Origin of the sequence: Curvibacter gracilis ATCC BAA-807 (assembly GCF_000518645.1) — a bacterium.
GTDB lineage: Bacteria > Pseudomonadota > Gammaproteobacteria > Burkholderiales > Burkholderiaceae_C > Curvibacter > Curvibacter gracilis.
The window spans coordinates 13,771-27,261 of the sequence record NZ_JADZ01000010.1 but is presented as its reverse complement, the minus strand read 5'-3'; the positions used below and the strand labels follow the sequence as shown (position 1 = coordinate 27,261).

General features: G+C 67.3%; 12 protein-coding genes. 7 read left to right on the top strand and 5 right to left on the bottom strand.

All coding sequences use genetic code 11. The features are described from left to right. The first annotated feature begins 4 nt into the window (after positions 1-4). Genes nifW through L880_RS0106780 form a run of 5 tightly spaced genes read left to right on the top strand, consistent with a single transcriptional unit; the run spans position 5 to position 3,977 of the window. Entirely contained in the window at positions 5-343 is a 339-nt protein-coding gene (gene nifW / locus L880_RS0106800) for a nitrogenase stabilizing/protective protein NifW (RefSeq protein ID WP_027475038.1), read from the top strand. Between the two features lie 20 nt (positions 344-363). Then, positions 364-1,212, top strand: a complete 849-nt coding sequence (locus L880_RS0106795; protein WP_027475037.1) for an electron transfer flavoprotein subunit beta/FixA family protein — start codon at positions 364-366, stop codon at positions 1,210-1,212. Beyond that, positions 1,209-2,324 (top strand): electron transfer flavoprotein subunit alpha/FixB family protein, encoded by a 1,116-nt coding sequence (locus L880_RS0106790; RefSeq protein WP_027475036.1) that lies wholly within the window; start codon positions 1,209-1,211, stop codon positions 2,322-2,324. Before L880_RS0106795 ends, L880_RS0106790 begins: the two co-directional genes overlap by 4 nt. 28 nt (positions 2,325-2,352) lie before the next feature. Further along, the gene (locus L880_RS0106785; protein WP_027475035.1) at positions 2,353-3,663 is read left to right on the top strand and encodes an FAD-dependent monooxygenase; all 1,311 of its coding nucleotides are present in this window, start codon (positions 2,353-2,355) and stop codon (positions 3,661-3,663) included. Further along, on the top strand, positions 3,660-3,977 hold the full coding sequence (locus tag L880_RS0106780; RefSeq protein WP_027475034.1) for a ferredoxin family protein: 318 nt from the start codon (positions 3,660-3,662) through the stop codon (positions 3,975-3,977). Before L880_RS0106785 ends, L880_RS0106780 begins: the two co-directional genes overlap by 4 nt. Here the strand turns inward: L880_RS0106780 and L880_RS34280 are convergent. The 4 genes from L880_RS34280 to L880_RS0106760 are packed head-to-tail and all read right to left on the bottom strand — an operon-like array spanning position 3,964 to position 10,620. Then, on the bottom strand, positions 3,964-4,623 hold the full coding sequence (locus L880_RS34280; protein ID WP_051443128.1) for a TetR family transcriptional regulator: 660 nt from the start codon (positions 4,621-4,623) through the stop codon (positions 3,964-3,966). The two genes, L880_RS0106780 and L880_RS34280, sit on opposite strands and share 14 nt — an antisense overlap. After that, complete coding sequence (locus L880_RS0106770) at positions 4,620-6,179, bottom strand: efflux transporter outer membrane subunit (RefSeq protein WP_084461081.1); 1,560 nt, start codon at positions 6,177-6,179, stop codon at positions 4,620-4,622. Before L880_RS0106770 ends, L880_RS34280 begins: the two co-directional genes overlap by 4 nt. A 20-nt stretch (positions 6,180-6,199) precedes the next feature. Further along, positions 6,200-9,361, bottom strand: a complete 3,162-nt coding sequence (locus L880_RS0106765; protein WP_027475032.1) for an efflux RND transporter permease subunit — start codon at positions 9,359-9,361, stop codon at positions 6,200-6,202. A gap of 17 nt (positions 9,362-9,378) precedes the next feature. After that, positions 9,379-10,620 carry an efflux RND transporter periplasmic adaptor subunit gene (locus L880_RS0106760; protein ID WP_051443127.1) on the bottom strand — a complete coding sequence of 414 codons (1,242 nt, stop codon included), beginning with the start codon at positions 10,618-10,620 and terminating at the stop codon, positions 9,379-9,381. A gap of 153 nt (positions 10,621-10,773) precedes the next feature. Here L880_RS0106760 and L880_RS0106755 point away from each other — a divergent pair, with 153 nt between their 5' ends. Continuing rightward, on the top strand, positions 10,774-11,430 hold the full coding sequence (locus L880_RS0106755) for a TetR/AcrR family transcriptional regulator (protein ID WP_027475030.1): 657 nt from the start codon (positions 10,774-10,776) through the stop codon (positions 11,428-11,430). A gap of 5 nt (positions 11,431-11,435) precedes the next feature. On the opposite strand, the gene L880_RS0106750 is transcribed toward L880_RS0106755, so the two are convergent. After that, a complete protein-coding gene (locus L880_RS0106750) occupies positions 11,436-12,434 on the bottom strand; it encodes an aldo/keto reductase (RefSeq protein ID WP_027475029.1) in 999 nt (332 codons plus the stop codon). A gap of 136 nt (positions 12,435-12,570) precedes the next feature. Between L880_RS0106750 and L880_RS0106745 the strand changes: the two genes are divergently transcribed. Beyond that, positions 12,571-13,491, top strand: coding sequence for a LysR family transcriptional regulator (locus L880_RS0106745; protein ID WP_043328801.1), 921 nt, complete (start codon positions 12,571-12,573; stop codon positions 13,489-13,491).

Here is a 13,491-nt window from a genome sequence, read left to right as displayed (position 1 = left end):
ACCCATGGAAGACCTGCTCATGCAACTCAAGTCGCTGTCCTCGGCCGAGGACTTTCTTGAATTCTTCGGCGTGCCCTTTGACCAGAAGGTGGTCAACGTGAGCCGCCTGCACATCCTGAAGCGCTTTTTCCAGTACATCCGGCAGCAGGCCACGGCGCCCACCAGTGACGAGGTGACGCTGTTCACGGTGTACCGGGATCTGCTGGCCCAGGCCTATGCCGACTTCGTGCACTCGACGCCGGCGCAGGAGAAGGTGTTCAAGGTGTTTCAGGACACCCAGGGCACGCAGCATGTCCCGCTGGACCGGCTGCGCGCATCCATGACCCCGCGCACCGCCGCATAAGCCCCAAGGAGAGGCAAGCCATGCACATCGTCGTCTGTATCAAACAGGTTCCGGACTCGGCGCAGATCCGGGTCCACCCGGTGACCAACACCATCATGCGCCAGGGGGTGCCGGCCATCGTCAACCCCTACGACCTGTTCTCGCTGGAAGAGGCGCTGCGCCTCAAGGACAAGCTGGGCGGCAAGGTGACCATGCTGTGCATGGGCCCGCCGCAGGCCGAAGATGCGCTGCGCAAGTGCATCGGCTTCGGGGCCGACGACGCGGTGCTGGTGACCGACCGGGCCTTTGCCGGTGCCGACACCCTGGCCACCTCGTACGCACTGGCCGCCGGCGTGCGCCAACTGGCCCGCGAGCAGGCGGTGGACATCGTGTTCACCGGCAAGCAGACCATCGACGGCGACACCGCCCAGGTGGGGCCGGGCATCGCCAAGCGCCTGGGCCTGCAGCTGCTGACCTATGTGTCGCGCATCATCGAAACCGATCTGGTGAACCGCACCATCACGGTGGAGCGGCGCGCCGAAGGCGGGGTGCAGGTGCTGAAAACCGCCCTGCCCTGCCTGATCACGATGCTCGAAAACACCAACGAGATGCGCTTTGCCAACCTGCCCGCCATGATCCACGCCGCGGCCTACCCGGTGCGCAAATGGAACAAGGAGCAGGCCGGCATCGAAGACCCGACCAAGATCGGCCTGAAGGGCTCGCCCACGGTGGTGAGCAAGGTGTTCGGCCCCACGCCCCGCAGCGAGAAGGCCGACATGCTGGAGCTGGAGACCTCCAGCCTGCGCGACGTGTCGCTGAACCTGATCCAGAAGATTTTCACCCGCCACCCCACGCTCGAATCCGATCTGCTGATGAAGGAGCTGACATGAGCACGCCCACACCTTCCGCCGCCCCCGCCACCGCGGCCCGCCCCGCCGGCCGTGGCCGCAACCTGGAGCTGCCCGAGCACCTGAAGGCCTACAAGGGCGTGTGGGTGTTCATCGAACACGACCGGGGCCATGTGCACAGCGTGTCCTGGGAGCTGCTGGGCGAGGCGCGCAAGCTGGCCGACACCCTGGGCAGCAGCGTGGGCGCGGTGATCCTGGGTGGCGACGACGAGCCCCTGGAGAAGTTTGCCGCCGAGGCCTTCACCATGGGCGCCGACAAGGCCTATGTGATGCACGACCCGGTGCTCAAGGGCTACCGCAACGAGCCCTTCACCAAGGGCCTGACCGACCTGGTCAACAAGCACCAGCCCGAGATCCTGCTGCTGGGTGCCACCTCGATGGGGCGCGACCTGGCGGGCTCGGTGGCCACCACCTTGCTGACCGGGCTGACCGCCGACTGCACCGAGCTGAAGATCGACCCGGTCTCTCGCGCCCTGGCCGCCACCCGCCCGACCTTCGGTGGCTCGCTGCTGTGCACCATCATGACCCTGGCCTACCGACCCCAGATGGCCACCGTGCGGCCCCGCGTGATGGCCATGCCGCCAGTCGACGCCACGCGCAGCGGCGAGATCACGCAAGAGACCCTGGGCATGGTGGAGACCCAGATCGTGACCAAGCTGCTGGACTTCATTGCCGACGCCAACAGCCAGCAGATCAACCTGCCCTATGCCGACGTGATCGTGAGCGGGGGCAAGGGGCTGAAGAACCCCGACAACTTCAAGCTGGTGTTCGAACTGGCCCGGGTGCTGGGCGGCGAGGTGGGCGCCACCCGCCCCTGCGTGCAGGCGGGCTGGGTGGAGGCCGAGCGCCAGGTGGGCCAGACCGGCAAGACGGTGCGGCCCAAGCTGTACATCGCGGCGGGCATCTCGGGCGCCATCCAGCACCGGGTGGGCATGGAGGCCTCGGACGTGATCGTGGCCATCAACACCGACCCGAATGCGCCGATCTTCGAATTTGCGCACTACGGCATCGTGGGCAACGCCATGCAGGTGCTGCCGGCGCTGACGCAGGCCTTTGCGGGCCATTTCGCCAACCACCGGCGCCAGGCCGCCTGAGCGGCGCCAATCACACCCAGGGCAGATCATGAAAAAACCCTCTCAATTCGACGCCATCGTGGTGGGTGCGGGCCCCTCTGGCAACGCCTGCGCCTACACCCTGGCCAAGGCCGGCCTGAAGGTGCTGCAGATCGAACGCGGTGAATACCCGGGCAGCAAGAACGTGCAGGGCGCGATCCTGTACGCCAAAGCGCTGGAGGAGATCATTCCGGATTTCCGCGACGACGCACCGCTGGAGCGCCACATCATCGAGCAGCGCATGTGGATGCTGGACGAAAGCTCTTTTGTCGGCACCCACATCCGCAGCGAGGACTACAACAAGCCCCCGTACAACCGCTACACCATCATCCGGGCGCAGTTCGACAAGTGGTTCAGCTCCAAGGTGCGCGAAGCCGGCGCCCTGCTGATCTGCGAGACCACGGTGAACCACCTGATCATGGACGGCGACCAGGTGGTGGGCGTGCAGTGCGACCGCGAACAGGGCGATGTGTACGCCGACGTGGTGATCCTGGCCGATGGCGTGAACTCGACGCTGGCGCGCAAGGCGGGCTTTCATGGCGAGATCAAGTCGAGCAACGTGGCCCTGGCCGTGAAAGAGATCCTGTTCATGCCCGAGGAGACGATACGCCAGCGCTTCAACGTGGGCGAGGAGTCGGGGGTGGTGATCGAGATGGTGGGGCGCATCACCGACGGCATGATGGGCACCGGCTTCCTGTACACCAACAAGGAGTCCATCACCATCGGCGTGGGCTGCATGCTGAGCGACTTCACGGGCAACCCGAACCGCACCAGCCCCTACGTGCTGCTGGAGCAGATGAAGCGCCACCCCTCGATCGCGCCGCTGATCGAAGGCGGTGAGATGAAGGAATACTGCGCCCACCTGATCCCGGAAGGCGGCTTTCACGCCATCCCCAAGGTGTATGGACACGGCTGGATGATCGTGGGCGACTCGGGCGGCTTTGTGAACGCGGCCCACCGCGAGGGCTCGAACCTGGCCATGACCACGGGGCGCCTGGCCGCCGAGACGGTCATCCAGGCCAAGGCCGCCGGCCAGGGCTTCCGCGAAAGCGCCTTGAAGGGCTACAAGGCGGCACTGGACGAGAGCTTTGTCATGAAAGACCTGCACAAGTACCGCGACATGCCCGCGGTGCTGCACCAGAACCCGCAGTTCTTCACCACCTACCCCGATCTGCTGGCCCGCGCCGCCCGCACCATGATCACGGTGGATGGCGTGGACAAGAAGACCAAGGAGCGCGAGATCCTCTCCAGCTTCCGCAAGACCCGTTCGCTGACCGGCCTGGTGGGCGATGCATTCAAGATCTGGAGGGCTTTCCGATGAACCCCAACCCCAACCTCGGCCCCATCACCGTGAACGTGGAAGAAAAGCTCTTCCAGAACCGCTACAAGGTGGACGCCGGGCGGCCCCACATCCGCATCAAGGATGCCGACATCTGCACCCATGCCTGCGCCAGCAAGAGCTGCACCTTTGTGTGCCCGGCCTCCTGCTACAAGACCGAGGGCAATGGCAGCGTGACCCTGATCACCGACGGCTGCCTGGAGTGCGGCAGCTGCCGCATCCTGTGCAGCGAGTTCTCCAACGTCGACTGGGAGTACCCGCGCGGGGGCCACGGCATTCTGTTCAAGTTTGGCTGAGGGCAGCGCCCTGCAGCAGCCAGGCAAGGGCCTGCCGGTGCTGCAGGGCTCCAGCAGCCCAAGCACCTGACCCACCCGCCCAGGCCAGGCAGTGGCCGCGCAGGCAGTCCAGCGCCAGCGCATGCAGGCATGAACCCAGGGCCTGGGGCTGGCAGCCCGCCCGCAGCAGGCCACGCGCCTCGGCCAGCGCGCAGACCTCGACCAGGCGGACCGAGGCCTCGGCCACCTGGCGCTCGAGCTGCGCCACCAGATCAGGGGGAAGATCGGTGGCTGGGTCGGGCGGCATGGGGCTGCAGCGCTGCTGGGACAGCAACACGGCCACCTGGCTGCGCTGGCGGGGGTCGGCCAGGCAGCGGTCGATGCGCTGCACCAGGGTTTCGCGCAGCAGGGCCAGGGGGTTGTGGCACTGCAGGTAGGGCTGCAGGTCGGGGCCGATGTCGAGCGGCCATTGCAGGCCCCCGAACACCTCGCGCAGCAGGCTGACCCGGTCGGTGAAATGCCAGTAGACCGCCCCCCGCGTGACGCCCGCCAGCTCGGCCACATGCTGGAAGCTGGCGCCGCCGATGCCATGCCGGACAAAGGCCTGCAGGGCCGCGGCCAGGATGGCTTCACGCGTGCGCAGCGCACCGGCGCGGCTGCGTTTCATGGCGACGGGGTGCTGTCGGTGGCCGGCAGGGTGGCCACCGGCTGGCCCGTGTTCTCGACCCAGCCACCGCCCAGTGTCTTGTAGAAAGTGATCAGGTTCGACTGCTGCGACAGGCGCAAGCCGATCAGGTTCTGCTGGGCCGCGTAGAGGGTGCGCTGCGAATCGAGCTCACTGAGGTAGCTGTCCACCCCACGCTTGAAGCGGGCCTGCGACAGGCGGTAGGCGTCATCGGCCGCACCCACCAATGCGCTCTGGGCCGACAGTTGCCGCTCGATGCCGGTGCGCTGCACCAGGGCATCGGAGACCTCCTTGAAGGCACTCTGGATGGCCTTTTCGTACTGGGCCACGTAGAGATCGCGATCGGTCTTGGCGATGCTGAGGTTGGCCTCGTTGGCGCCGGCATTGAAGATCGGCAACGAGACCTGGGGCGCGAAGGTCCAGGCCCCCGAGCCGCCCTTGAACAGGCCCGACAGGCTGGCGCTGGAGCTGCCCGCGCTCGCCGTGAGGCTGATGCGCGGGTAGAAGGCGGCCCGCGCAGCACCGATGTTGGCGTTGGCGGCGCGCAGATTGCGCTCGGCCTGCAGGATGTCGGGACGACGCTGCAGCAGATCGGACGACAGGCCCGGCGGCACCTGGGCCAGGGGGTTGGCCGCCACGGCCACGCTGTCGGGCAGGCCCGTGGGCAGCAGGCGATCGGGCAGTTCGGTGCCCATCAGCAAGGCCAGGGCATTGCGGTCCTGGGCCACCTGCGTGCTGTATTTCTCGACATCCACCCGCGCCGACTCGACGCTGGTCTGCGACTGGCGCAGGGTCAGGGCCGAGCTGACGCCCAGCTCGAAGCTGCGCTGGTTGAGCTGGTAGGTGGCGGTCTGGCTGAGCAGGGTGTCCTGCGCGAGCTTCAATCGCTCCTGGTCGCTGGCCAGGGTGAGGTAGGCGGTAGCCACCTCGGCCACCAGACTGATCTGGGTGCTGCGCCTGGCCTCGGCCGTGGCCATGAAGGATTCGAGCGCCTGGGTGCTCAGGCTGCGCACCCGGCCGAACAGGTCGAGCTCGTAGGCGCTGAAGCCCAGCGAGGCGCTGTAGCTCTGGCCCGTGACGGTGCGGCCGGTGGCCGACAGATCGGCCGGGGTGCGGCTGGCCGTCTCGCCCAGGCTGGCGTTGACCGAGGGCAGCAGCGCGGCACGCTGCACGCCGTACTGGGCACGCGCCTTCTCGATGTTCAGCACGGCCACCCGCAGATCGCGGTTGTTGGCCAGCGTCAGCTCGATGACGGCGCGCAGCGAGGGGTCGGTGAAGACGTCGCGCCAGCCGATGTCGGCCACGGCTTGCGCGGCGCCAGCGCCGCGGGCTTCGCGGGTATCGCGGGTATCGCGGGTATCACGGGTGTCGCGGGTGTCGCGGGTGTCGCCCGCGAAGCGCTCGGGCACGGGGGCCTGGGGGCGTTCGTAGGCTGGCATCAGGCTGCAGCCCGACAGAAAGACCGCGAGGGCCACGGGGGCCAGCATGGCCCGGGGCGCCAACGAGGGGCGGCCCAAAGGGGAACGGTACAGGTTCATGGTGATGTCCTCAGGGGGTGTCAGTGGTGGGCGCCGGCCGGGCTGGCAGGGGCCAGGGCCGGCTGGGCGGGGGTGGCCCGCTTGCGCCCGAAAAAGCCCACGACCACGACATAGAACAAGGGCACGAAGAAGATCGCCAGGATGGTGCCGGACAGCATGCCGCCGATCACCGCGCCGCCCAGCGCATGCTGGGCGCCCGCCCCCGCCCCGCTGCCCAGCACCATGGGCAGCACGCCCAGGATGAAGGCCAGCGAGGTCATCAGGATGGGGCGCAGCCGCAGCCGTGCGGCCTCAAGGGCGGCCTCGGCCAGGCTCTTGCCGGCCGCATGCAGCTCCTTGGCGAACTCGACGATCAGGATGGCGTTCTTGGAGGCCAGGCCGATGGTGGTCAGCAGGCCGACCTGGAAGTACACATCGTTCATGTGCCAGTTCAGGAAGGCGTTGAGCAAGGCGCCAAAGACGCCCAGCGGCACGACCAGGATCACCGAGAAGGGGATGGCCCAGCTCTCGTACAGCGCGGCCAGGGCCAGGAACACGATCAGGATCGACAGCGAGTAAAGGATGGTGGTCTGGCCGCTGGAGGCCTTCTCCTGGCGCGACAGGCCGGTCCATTCGTAGCCTATGCCCGCGGGCAGCTTGGCCACGGCGGCTTCGACGATGTCCATCGCCTGCCCGCTGGAGGCCGAGCCCGGCATGGCCATGCCCAGCACTTCCATCGAGGGCACGCCGTTGTAGCGCTCCAGACGAGGCGAGCCCGAGGTCCAGCTGGCCTTGGAGAACGCGCTGAAGGGCACCATGTTGCCGTCGCTGTTGCGCACATACCAACGGTCAATGTCACTGGGCAGCATGCGGTAGCGTGCCTCGCCTTGCAGCATCACCTTCTTCACGCGGCCCTTGTCGATGAAGTCATTGACATAGCTGCTGCCCAGGGCGGTGGAGATGGTGTTGTTGATGTCGGTCATGGCCACGCCCAGGGTGCCGGCCTTGTGGGTATCGACCTCCAGGCGGTATTGCGGCGTGTCTTCCAGACCGTTGGGGCGCACGGCGACCAGGCGCTTGTCGGCCATCAGCTCGCCCAGCAGCTGGTTGCGTGCCTGGGTCAGGGCTTCGTGGCCGAGGTTGGCCTCGTCCTTGAGCATCAGGTCAAAGCCCGTGGCATTGCCGAGTTCGGACACGGCCGGCGGCGCAAAGGCGAAGATGCGGGCGTCGCGCACCGTGCCAAAAAAGGCACCGGCCTTGGCCGCCACATCGGTCACGCTGAGGCCGGGAGCGGTGCGCTCGTCCCAGGGCTTGAGCTTGACAAAGGCGAAGCCCATGTTCTGGCCGCTGCCGGCAAAGCTGAAGCCGGCCACCGAGAAAATGCCGGCCACGGCTTCTTTCTGGTCTTCCAGAAAGTGGTGCTCGACCTGGCGCAGCACGTCATCGGTGCGCGACTGGGCGGCGCCCGGCGGCAACTGCACGATGGCAAACAGCGTGCCCTGGTCTTCGTCAGGCAAGAAGCCCACCGGCAGCTTGGTGAAACCGAGCACCACCAGCGCCAGCACCACGGCATAGCCCAGCATGTAGCGCTTGCGCTGGCCCAGCATGCGCCGCACCACGCCCTGGTAGCCGCGGTTGCCACGGTCGAAGGTGCGGTTGAACCAGCCGAAGAAGCCGGTGTCGGCCAGCACATGGCCCGCCGCCATGGGCTTGAGCAGGGTGGCACACAGGGCCGGGGTGAGCACCATGGCCACCAGCACCGACAAGGTCATGGCCGACACGATGGTGATGGAGAACTGGCGGTAGATCACGCCGGTGGAGCCGCTGAAGAAGGCCATGGGCACGAACACCGCCGCCAGCACCAGGGCCACGCCCACCAGGGCGCCCGAGATCTGGCCCATGGACTTGCGGGTGGCTTCAAGCGGCGCCAGCCCCTCTTCGCTCATCACGCGCTCCACGTTCTCGACCACCACGATGGCGTCGTCCACCAGCAGGCCGATGGCCAGCACCATGGCGAACATGGTCAGGGTGTTGATGGTGAAGCCGCAGGCGGCCAGCACGCCGAAGGTGCCCAGCAGCACCACGGGCACGGCGATGGTGGGAATCAGGGTGGCGCGGAAGTTCTGCAGGAACAGGTACATCACCAGGAACACCAACACCACGGCCTCGATCAGGGTGCGCACCACCTCTTCGATCGAGATGCGCACGAACGGGGTGGTGTCGTAAGGCTTCTGCACCTTCATGCCCGGCGGGAAGAACTTCTCAAGCTGGGCCACACGGGCGTCGATGGCGCGCACGGTGTCCAGCGCGTTGGCGCCGGTGGCGAGCTTGATGGCCAGACCGGCCGCGGGCTTGCCGTTGTAGCGGCCCACGGTGTTGTAGGCCTCGCTGCCCAGCTCGATGCGGGCCACGTCGCGCAGGCGGATCTGCGAGCCATCGGTGCGCGTGCGCAGCAGGATGTTGCTGAACTCTTCTGCGGTGCGCAGGCGGGTCTGGGCCGTGATGGTGGCGTTGATCTGCTGCTCGCCGACGGCGGGCAGGCCGCCGAGCTGGCCCGCGGACACCTGGGCGTTCTGGGCCTGGATGGCGCTCTTGACGTCCAGCGGCGTGAGGTTGAAGTTGATCAGCTTGTCGGGGTTGAGCCACACGCGCATAGCGTACTGCGAGCCGAACAAGGTGGTGTCGCCCACGCCCTCGACCCGGCTCAGCGCCTCTTGCACATTGGCCGCCACGTAGTCGGACAGGTCAGATCCATTCATGCTGCCGTCTTCAGACGTGAAGGCCAGCACATTGAGGAAGTTGGTGGCCGACTTGGTGACGGTGATGCCCTGTTGCTGAACCTCCTGCGGCAGCAGCGGCGTGGCCAGGGTGAGCTTGTTCTGCACCTGGACCTGCGCCGTGTCGGGGTTGGTGCCGTTCTCGAAGGTGAGCGTGATGGTGACCTGGCCCGAAGACTCGCTGGTCGAGGCCATGTAGCTCAGCCGGTCCAGCCCCTTCATCTTCTGCTCGATGATCTGGGTGACAGTGTCTTCCAGCGTCTTGGCCGAAGCCCCGGGGTAGTTGGCCGTGATGGCGATGGCCGGCGGCGCAATGCTGGGGTATTGCGCAATCGGCAGGGTGTAGATGGAAATCGCCCCGGCAAGCATGACCACAATGGCCAGCACCCAGGCGAAGATCGGTCGGTCGATGAAAAAACGTGCCATGACGGGATTCCGATCGATCAACGGGCCGACGCTGTGGTCTCAGCGGCCGGCGTGGAGGGAGCCGTACTGGCGGACGCTTCGGCTGAGGCTGCGGCAGGCTTGGCCTTGGGGGCCCAGGGCTCGGTCTTCACCTCGATGCCGGGGGCGGCGCGCTGCAGGCCGTCCACCACCAGTTGCTCGCCCTCGCTCAGGCCGCGGCGCACCAGCCATTGGTCGCCGATGGCGCGGTCGGTCTCGAGCGCACGGCGCTCCAGCTTGTTGTCCTTGCCCACCACATAGGCCACCGGCTTGCCGGCGCCATCGCGGGTGACCGCCTGCTGCGGCACCAGCAGGGCCGACTCCTTCACGCCTTCTTGCAGCACGGCGCGCACATACATGCCCGGCAGCAGATCGGCCTTGGGGTTGGGGAACACCGCGCGCAGCGTGATCGAGCCCGTGCTCTGGTCCACCGTCACATCCGAGAACTCCAGCCGGCCTTCCAGGGGGTAGGCGCTGCCGTCTTCCAGCAGCAGGCGCACCTTGGCGGCGGTGGCGCCGGCCTTCTTGAAGTCGCCCCGGGCCAGGGCCTGCTTGAGCTGCAGCAAAGAGGCATTGGACTGCGTCAGGTCGACATAGATGGGGTCGAGTTGCTGGATGGTGGCCATGGCCGTGGCCTGGCTGGCCGTGACCAGCGCCCCGGGCGTGACCGTGGACTTGCCGATGCGGCCCGAAATGGGGGCATCCACCCGGGCGTAGGCCAGGTTGATGCGGCTGCTCTCCACATTGGCCTTGGCCGCCGCCACGTCGGACTGCGCCTGGCCCAGGGCGGCGAAGGCGTCGTCGTAGTCCTGCTTGCTGACGGCATTGATGCCCACCAGCTCCTTGTAGCGCTCGGCCTTCAGGCGGGTGGATTGCAGGGTGGCCTCAGCCTTGCCCAGGGCCGCCACGCTGCTGTCGTAGGCGGCCTTGTAGGTGGCGGGGTTGATTTCATACAGCGTCTGGCCGGCCTTGACGTCGCTGCCCTCGCGGAAGCTGCGCGTCTTGATGATGCCGTTGACCTGGGGGCGCACATCGGCAATCAGGTAGGGCACCGTGCGGCCCGGCAGTTCGGTGCTCAAGCCCACGGCCTGGGACTTGACCGCCATCACGCCCATGACCGGGGTGCCCGCAGCGGGAGGTGGACCGCCCGGCGGCTTGCCACATGCGCTCAGCAGGCAGGACAAGGCCAGCACGGTGCTGGTCGAACGGAGGTTCAGGAAACGGCGCAGTGGGTGGGGCATGGGTTGGACTCCAGTAAGTGCATGCTGCGAATGACGGCTTTTTGTCTTAACCGAACCGTACGGTATGTTTAAAACAGTGGCGCCATGTTAGATTGAGCCCCCCGATGGAGTCAAGCAAAACTAAACACCCTGGTTCATTAAAGGATTAAAAGAATGAGAGTCAAGACCGAGGCAAAGCGCGAGGCCATCCTGGAAGCGGCCTCCAAGGTGTTCATGGAGGCCGGTTTTGAGGGCGCTTCGATGGCCGAAATCTCCAAGGTGACCGGCGGGTCCAAGGCCACGCTGTACAGCTACTTCAAGTCCAAGGAAGAGTTGTTCGTCGACGTGATGCACCACGCCGCGCACCAGCAGCTCGACCCCATGCTGTCGGCGCTGAACCAGGACAACGAGAACCTGCCCCGGGCGCTGCAGGTCTTTGGTGAGCAGGTGGTGGGGTTTCTGTGCTCGGCGGGCGCCATCCAGACCCGCCGCCTGGTGATTGCCGAGTCAGGCCGCAGCGACATCGGTCAGCGCTTCCACGAGCAAGGGCCCAAGGAGGGCATGCAACAGATCGCCGCATTTCTGAAGCTGCAGATGGACCGCGGCAAACTGCGCCAGGCCGACCCCATGCTCGCCACCTTGCAGCTCAGCGCCCTGCTCGAATGTGAGACCGTCGCGCCGCTGTTGATGGGCATCGAGACCGAGATGCCGCCCGCCCGCATCAAGCAGGCGGTGAAACGCGCGCTGCAGACCTTTTTCACCGCCTACGGCATGCCCGAGGAAGAGCTGGCCCAACTGGCCCAAGCAGCCGAGCCCGCCGGGACGGCTTGACGCCTTCAGCCCCGCTCGACGCCGGCAAAGCCGGCCTCCGGGTAGCGGGCCCCGGCCACGGCGGCGGGATCGAACAGGCGGTCCAGCCAGGCCATCTCATCGGCGGACAACGCCATACCCGCGCTGGCCGCGTTGCTCTCCAGGTAGTGGATGCGGCGGGTGCCCGGGATCGGGATCACATGGGGTGCCTTGTTCAACAGCCAGGCCAGTGCGACCTGGGCGTTGCTCAGGCCGCGTGCCTCGGCAAAGCCCCCCAGCGCGGCCACCAGTTGGCGGTTGTGGGCCTCGGCCTCACCCGCAAAGCGGGGGTTGTGCTTGCGGAAGTCGTTGTCGGCCAATTGGGCCGTGTCGACGGTGGCGGTCAGGAAGGCCCGGCCCAGCGGGCTGTAGGCGACAAAGGCGGTGCCCAGTTCGGCGCAGGCGGCCAGCAGGCCCTGCTCGGGTTCGCGGCTCCACAACGAGTATTCGCTCTGCACCGCCGCCACCGGGTGCACGGCATGGGCCCGGCGCAGCGTGGACACCGACACCTCTGACAGGCCGATGGCCCCCACCTTGCCGGCGGCCACCAGATCGGCCATGGCGCCCACCACCTCTTCGATGGGCACGGCCGGGTCGCGGCGGTGGCAGTAGTACAGATCGATGCGCTCCAGCCCAAGCCGGCGCAGCGAGGCCTCGCAGGCGGCGCGGATGTAGGCCGGCGAGTTGTCGATGCGGCGCTCGTACTGGCCGGCCTGGCGCACGATGCCGAACTTGGTGGCCACCACCATCTGCTGGCGCCGGGCGGGGCCGCCCTGTTCGATGAAGCGGCCCAGCAGCGACTCGTTGTGGCCCAGGCCATAGGTGTCGGCGGTGTCGAACAGGGTGATGCCCAGCTCCAATGCGCGGGCCAGGGTGTGCAGCGACTGCTCGTCGTCGCTGGGCCCGTAGAACTCGCTCATGCCCATGCAGCCCAGGCCCAGGGCCGAGACCAAGGGGCCGCCGGCCCCCAATTGACGTTGTTGCATGCGAAAACTCCTGTCTTGGGTGGCGGCGCCGGGCCGCCTGGGTTGATCGAGTGCCTCTATGGCCGCGAGCGTAAGCCCGAAAGACACATGCAACAATACGCACAATCAAACATGAGCTGTTGAACAATTTTCAACAATGACATCATCCCCTGCCTCCCAGGCGCCCAAGCCTGCCGGCCTGAACGATCTGCACGCCTTCGCTGCCGTGGCCCGAACGCGCAACTTCCGCCAGGCCGCCACCGAACTGGGCGTTTCGCCTTCGGCGCTGAGCCACACGCTGCGCGCCCTGGAGGCCCGCCTGGGCGTGCGCCTGCTGAACCGCACCACGCGCAGCGTGGCGCCCACCGAAGCCGGCGAACGCCTGCTGGCCCGCCTGGCCCCGGCGCTGGCCGAGATCACCCAGGCTTTGGCGGCCATCGAAGACCTGCGCACTTCGCCCCATGGCACCTTGCGCATCAACGCCCCGCGGGCGGCCTGCGACTGGGTGCTGGCCCCGCTGGTGCCGCTGTTTCTGGCCCGGCACCCCGGCATGCGGGTGGAGTTGGTGGGCGACGACAGCCTGGTCGACATCGTGGCCCGGGGCTTTGACGCGGGCGTGCGCTTTGGCGAGAGCCTGCAGCAGGACATGGTGGCCGTGCCGCTGGGGCCGCCGCAGCGCTTCATCGTCGTGGCCTCACCCGAGCACCTGGCCCGGCATGGGCGGCCGGCCCACCCGCGCGAGCTGATCGAGCACCCCTGCATTCGCCTGCGCTTTCCGAACGGCACCTTCTACCGCTGGGAGTTTGCCCAGGGCGATGAGCGCATCGAGGTCGCGGTGGACGGCCCGCTGGCGCTGGGCGACATGCGCCTGATGGTGCAGGCCGCCGAACAAGGCCTGGGGCTGGCCTTTGTCTACCAGCAGTACGCGCAGCAAGCCCTGGCGGCCGGCCGGCTGATCACCGTGCTGGACGACTGGCGGCCCGCCGAGACCGGCTTTTTTCTGTACTACCCCAGCCAGCGCCTGGTGCCCGCGGGCCTGCGCGCCTTCATCGAACTGGTGCGCGAGCGCCACCCCTGA

What these genes read in the sequence shown, in the direction of transcription:
- L880_RS0106770 (WP_084461081.1), bottom strand. Translation starts at nt 6,179, where the DNA reads ATGAACCTGTACCGTTCCCCTTTGGGCCGCCCCTCGTTGGCGCCCCGG.
- L880_RS34280 (WP_051443128.1), bottom strand. Translation starts at nt 4,623, where the DNA reads ATGAAACGCAGCCGCGCCGGTGCGCTGCGCACGCGTGAAGCCATCCTG.
- L880_RS0106755 (WP_027475030.1), top strand. Translation starts at nt 10,774, where the DNA reads ATGAGAGTCAAGACCGAGGCAAAGCGCGAGGCCATCCTGGAAGCGGCC.
- L880_RS0106750 (WP_027475029.1), bottom strand. Translation starts at nt 12,434, where the DNA reads ATGCAACAACGTCAATTGGGGGCCGGCGGCCCCTTGGTCTCGGCCCTG.
- L880_RS0106760 (WP_051443127.1), bottom strand. Translation starts at nt 10,620, where the DNA reads ATGCCCCACCCACTGCGCCGTTTCCTGAACCTCCGTTCGACCAGCACC.
- L880_RS0106790 (WP_027475036.1), top strand. Translation starts at nt 1,209, where the DNA reads ATGAGCACGCCCACACCTTCCGCCGCCCCCGCCACCGCGGCCCGCCCC.
- L880_RS0106765 (WP_027475032.1), bottom strand. Translation starts at nt 9,361, where the DNA reads ATGGCACGTTTTTTCATCGACCGACCGATCTTCGCCTGGGTGCTGGCC.
- L880_RS0106780 (WP_027475034.1), top strand. Translation starts at nt 3,660, where the DNA reads ATGAACCCCAACCCCAACCTCGGCCCCATCACCGTGAACGTGGAAGAA.
- nifW (WP_027475038.1), top strand. Translation starts at nt 5, where the DNA reads ATGGAAGACCTGCTCATGCAACTCAAGTCGCTGTCCTCGGCCGAGGAC.
- L880_RS0106785 (WP_027475035.1), top strand. Translation starts at nt 2,353, where the DNA reads ATGAAAAAACCCTCTCAATTCGACGCCATCGTGGTGGGTGCGGGCCCC.
- L880_RS0106745 (WP_043328801.1), top strand. Translation starts at nt 12,571, where the DNA reads ATGACATCATCCCCTGCCTCCCAGGCGCCCAAGCCTGCCGGCCTGAAC.
- L880_RS0106795 (WP_027475037.1), top strand. Translation starts at nt 364, where the DNA reads ATGCACATCGTCGTCTGTATCAAACAGGTTCCGGACTCGGCGCAGATC.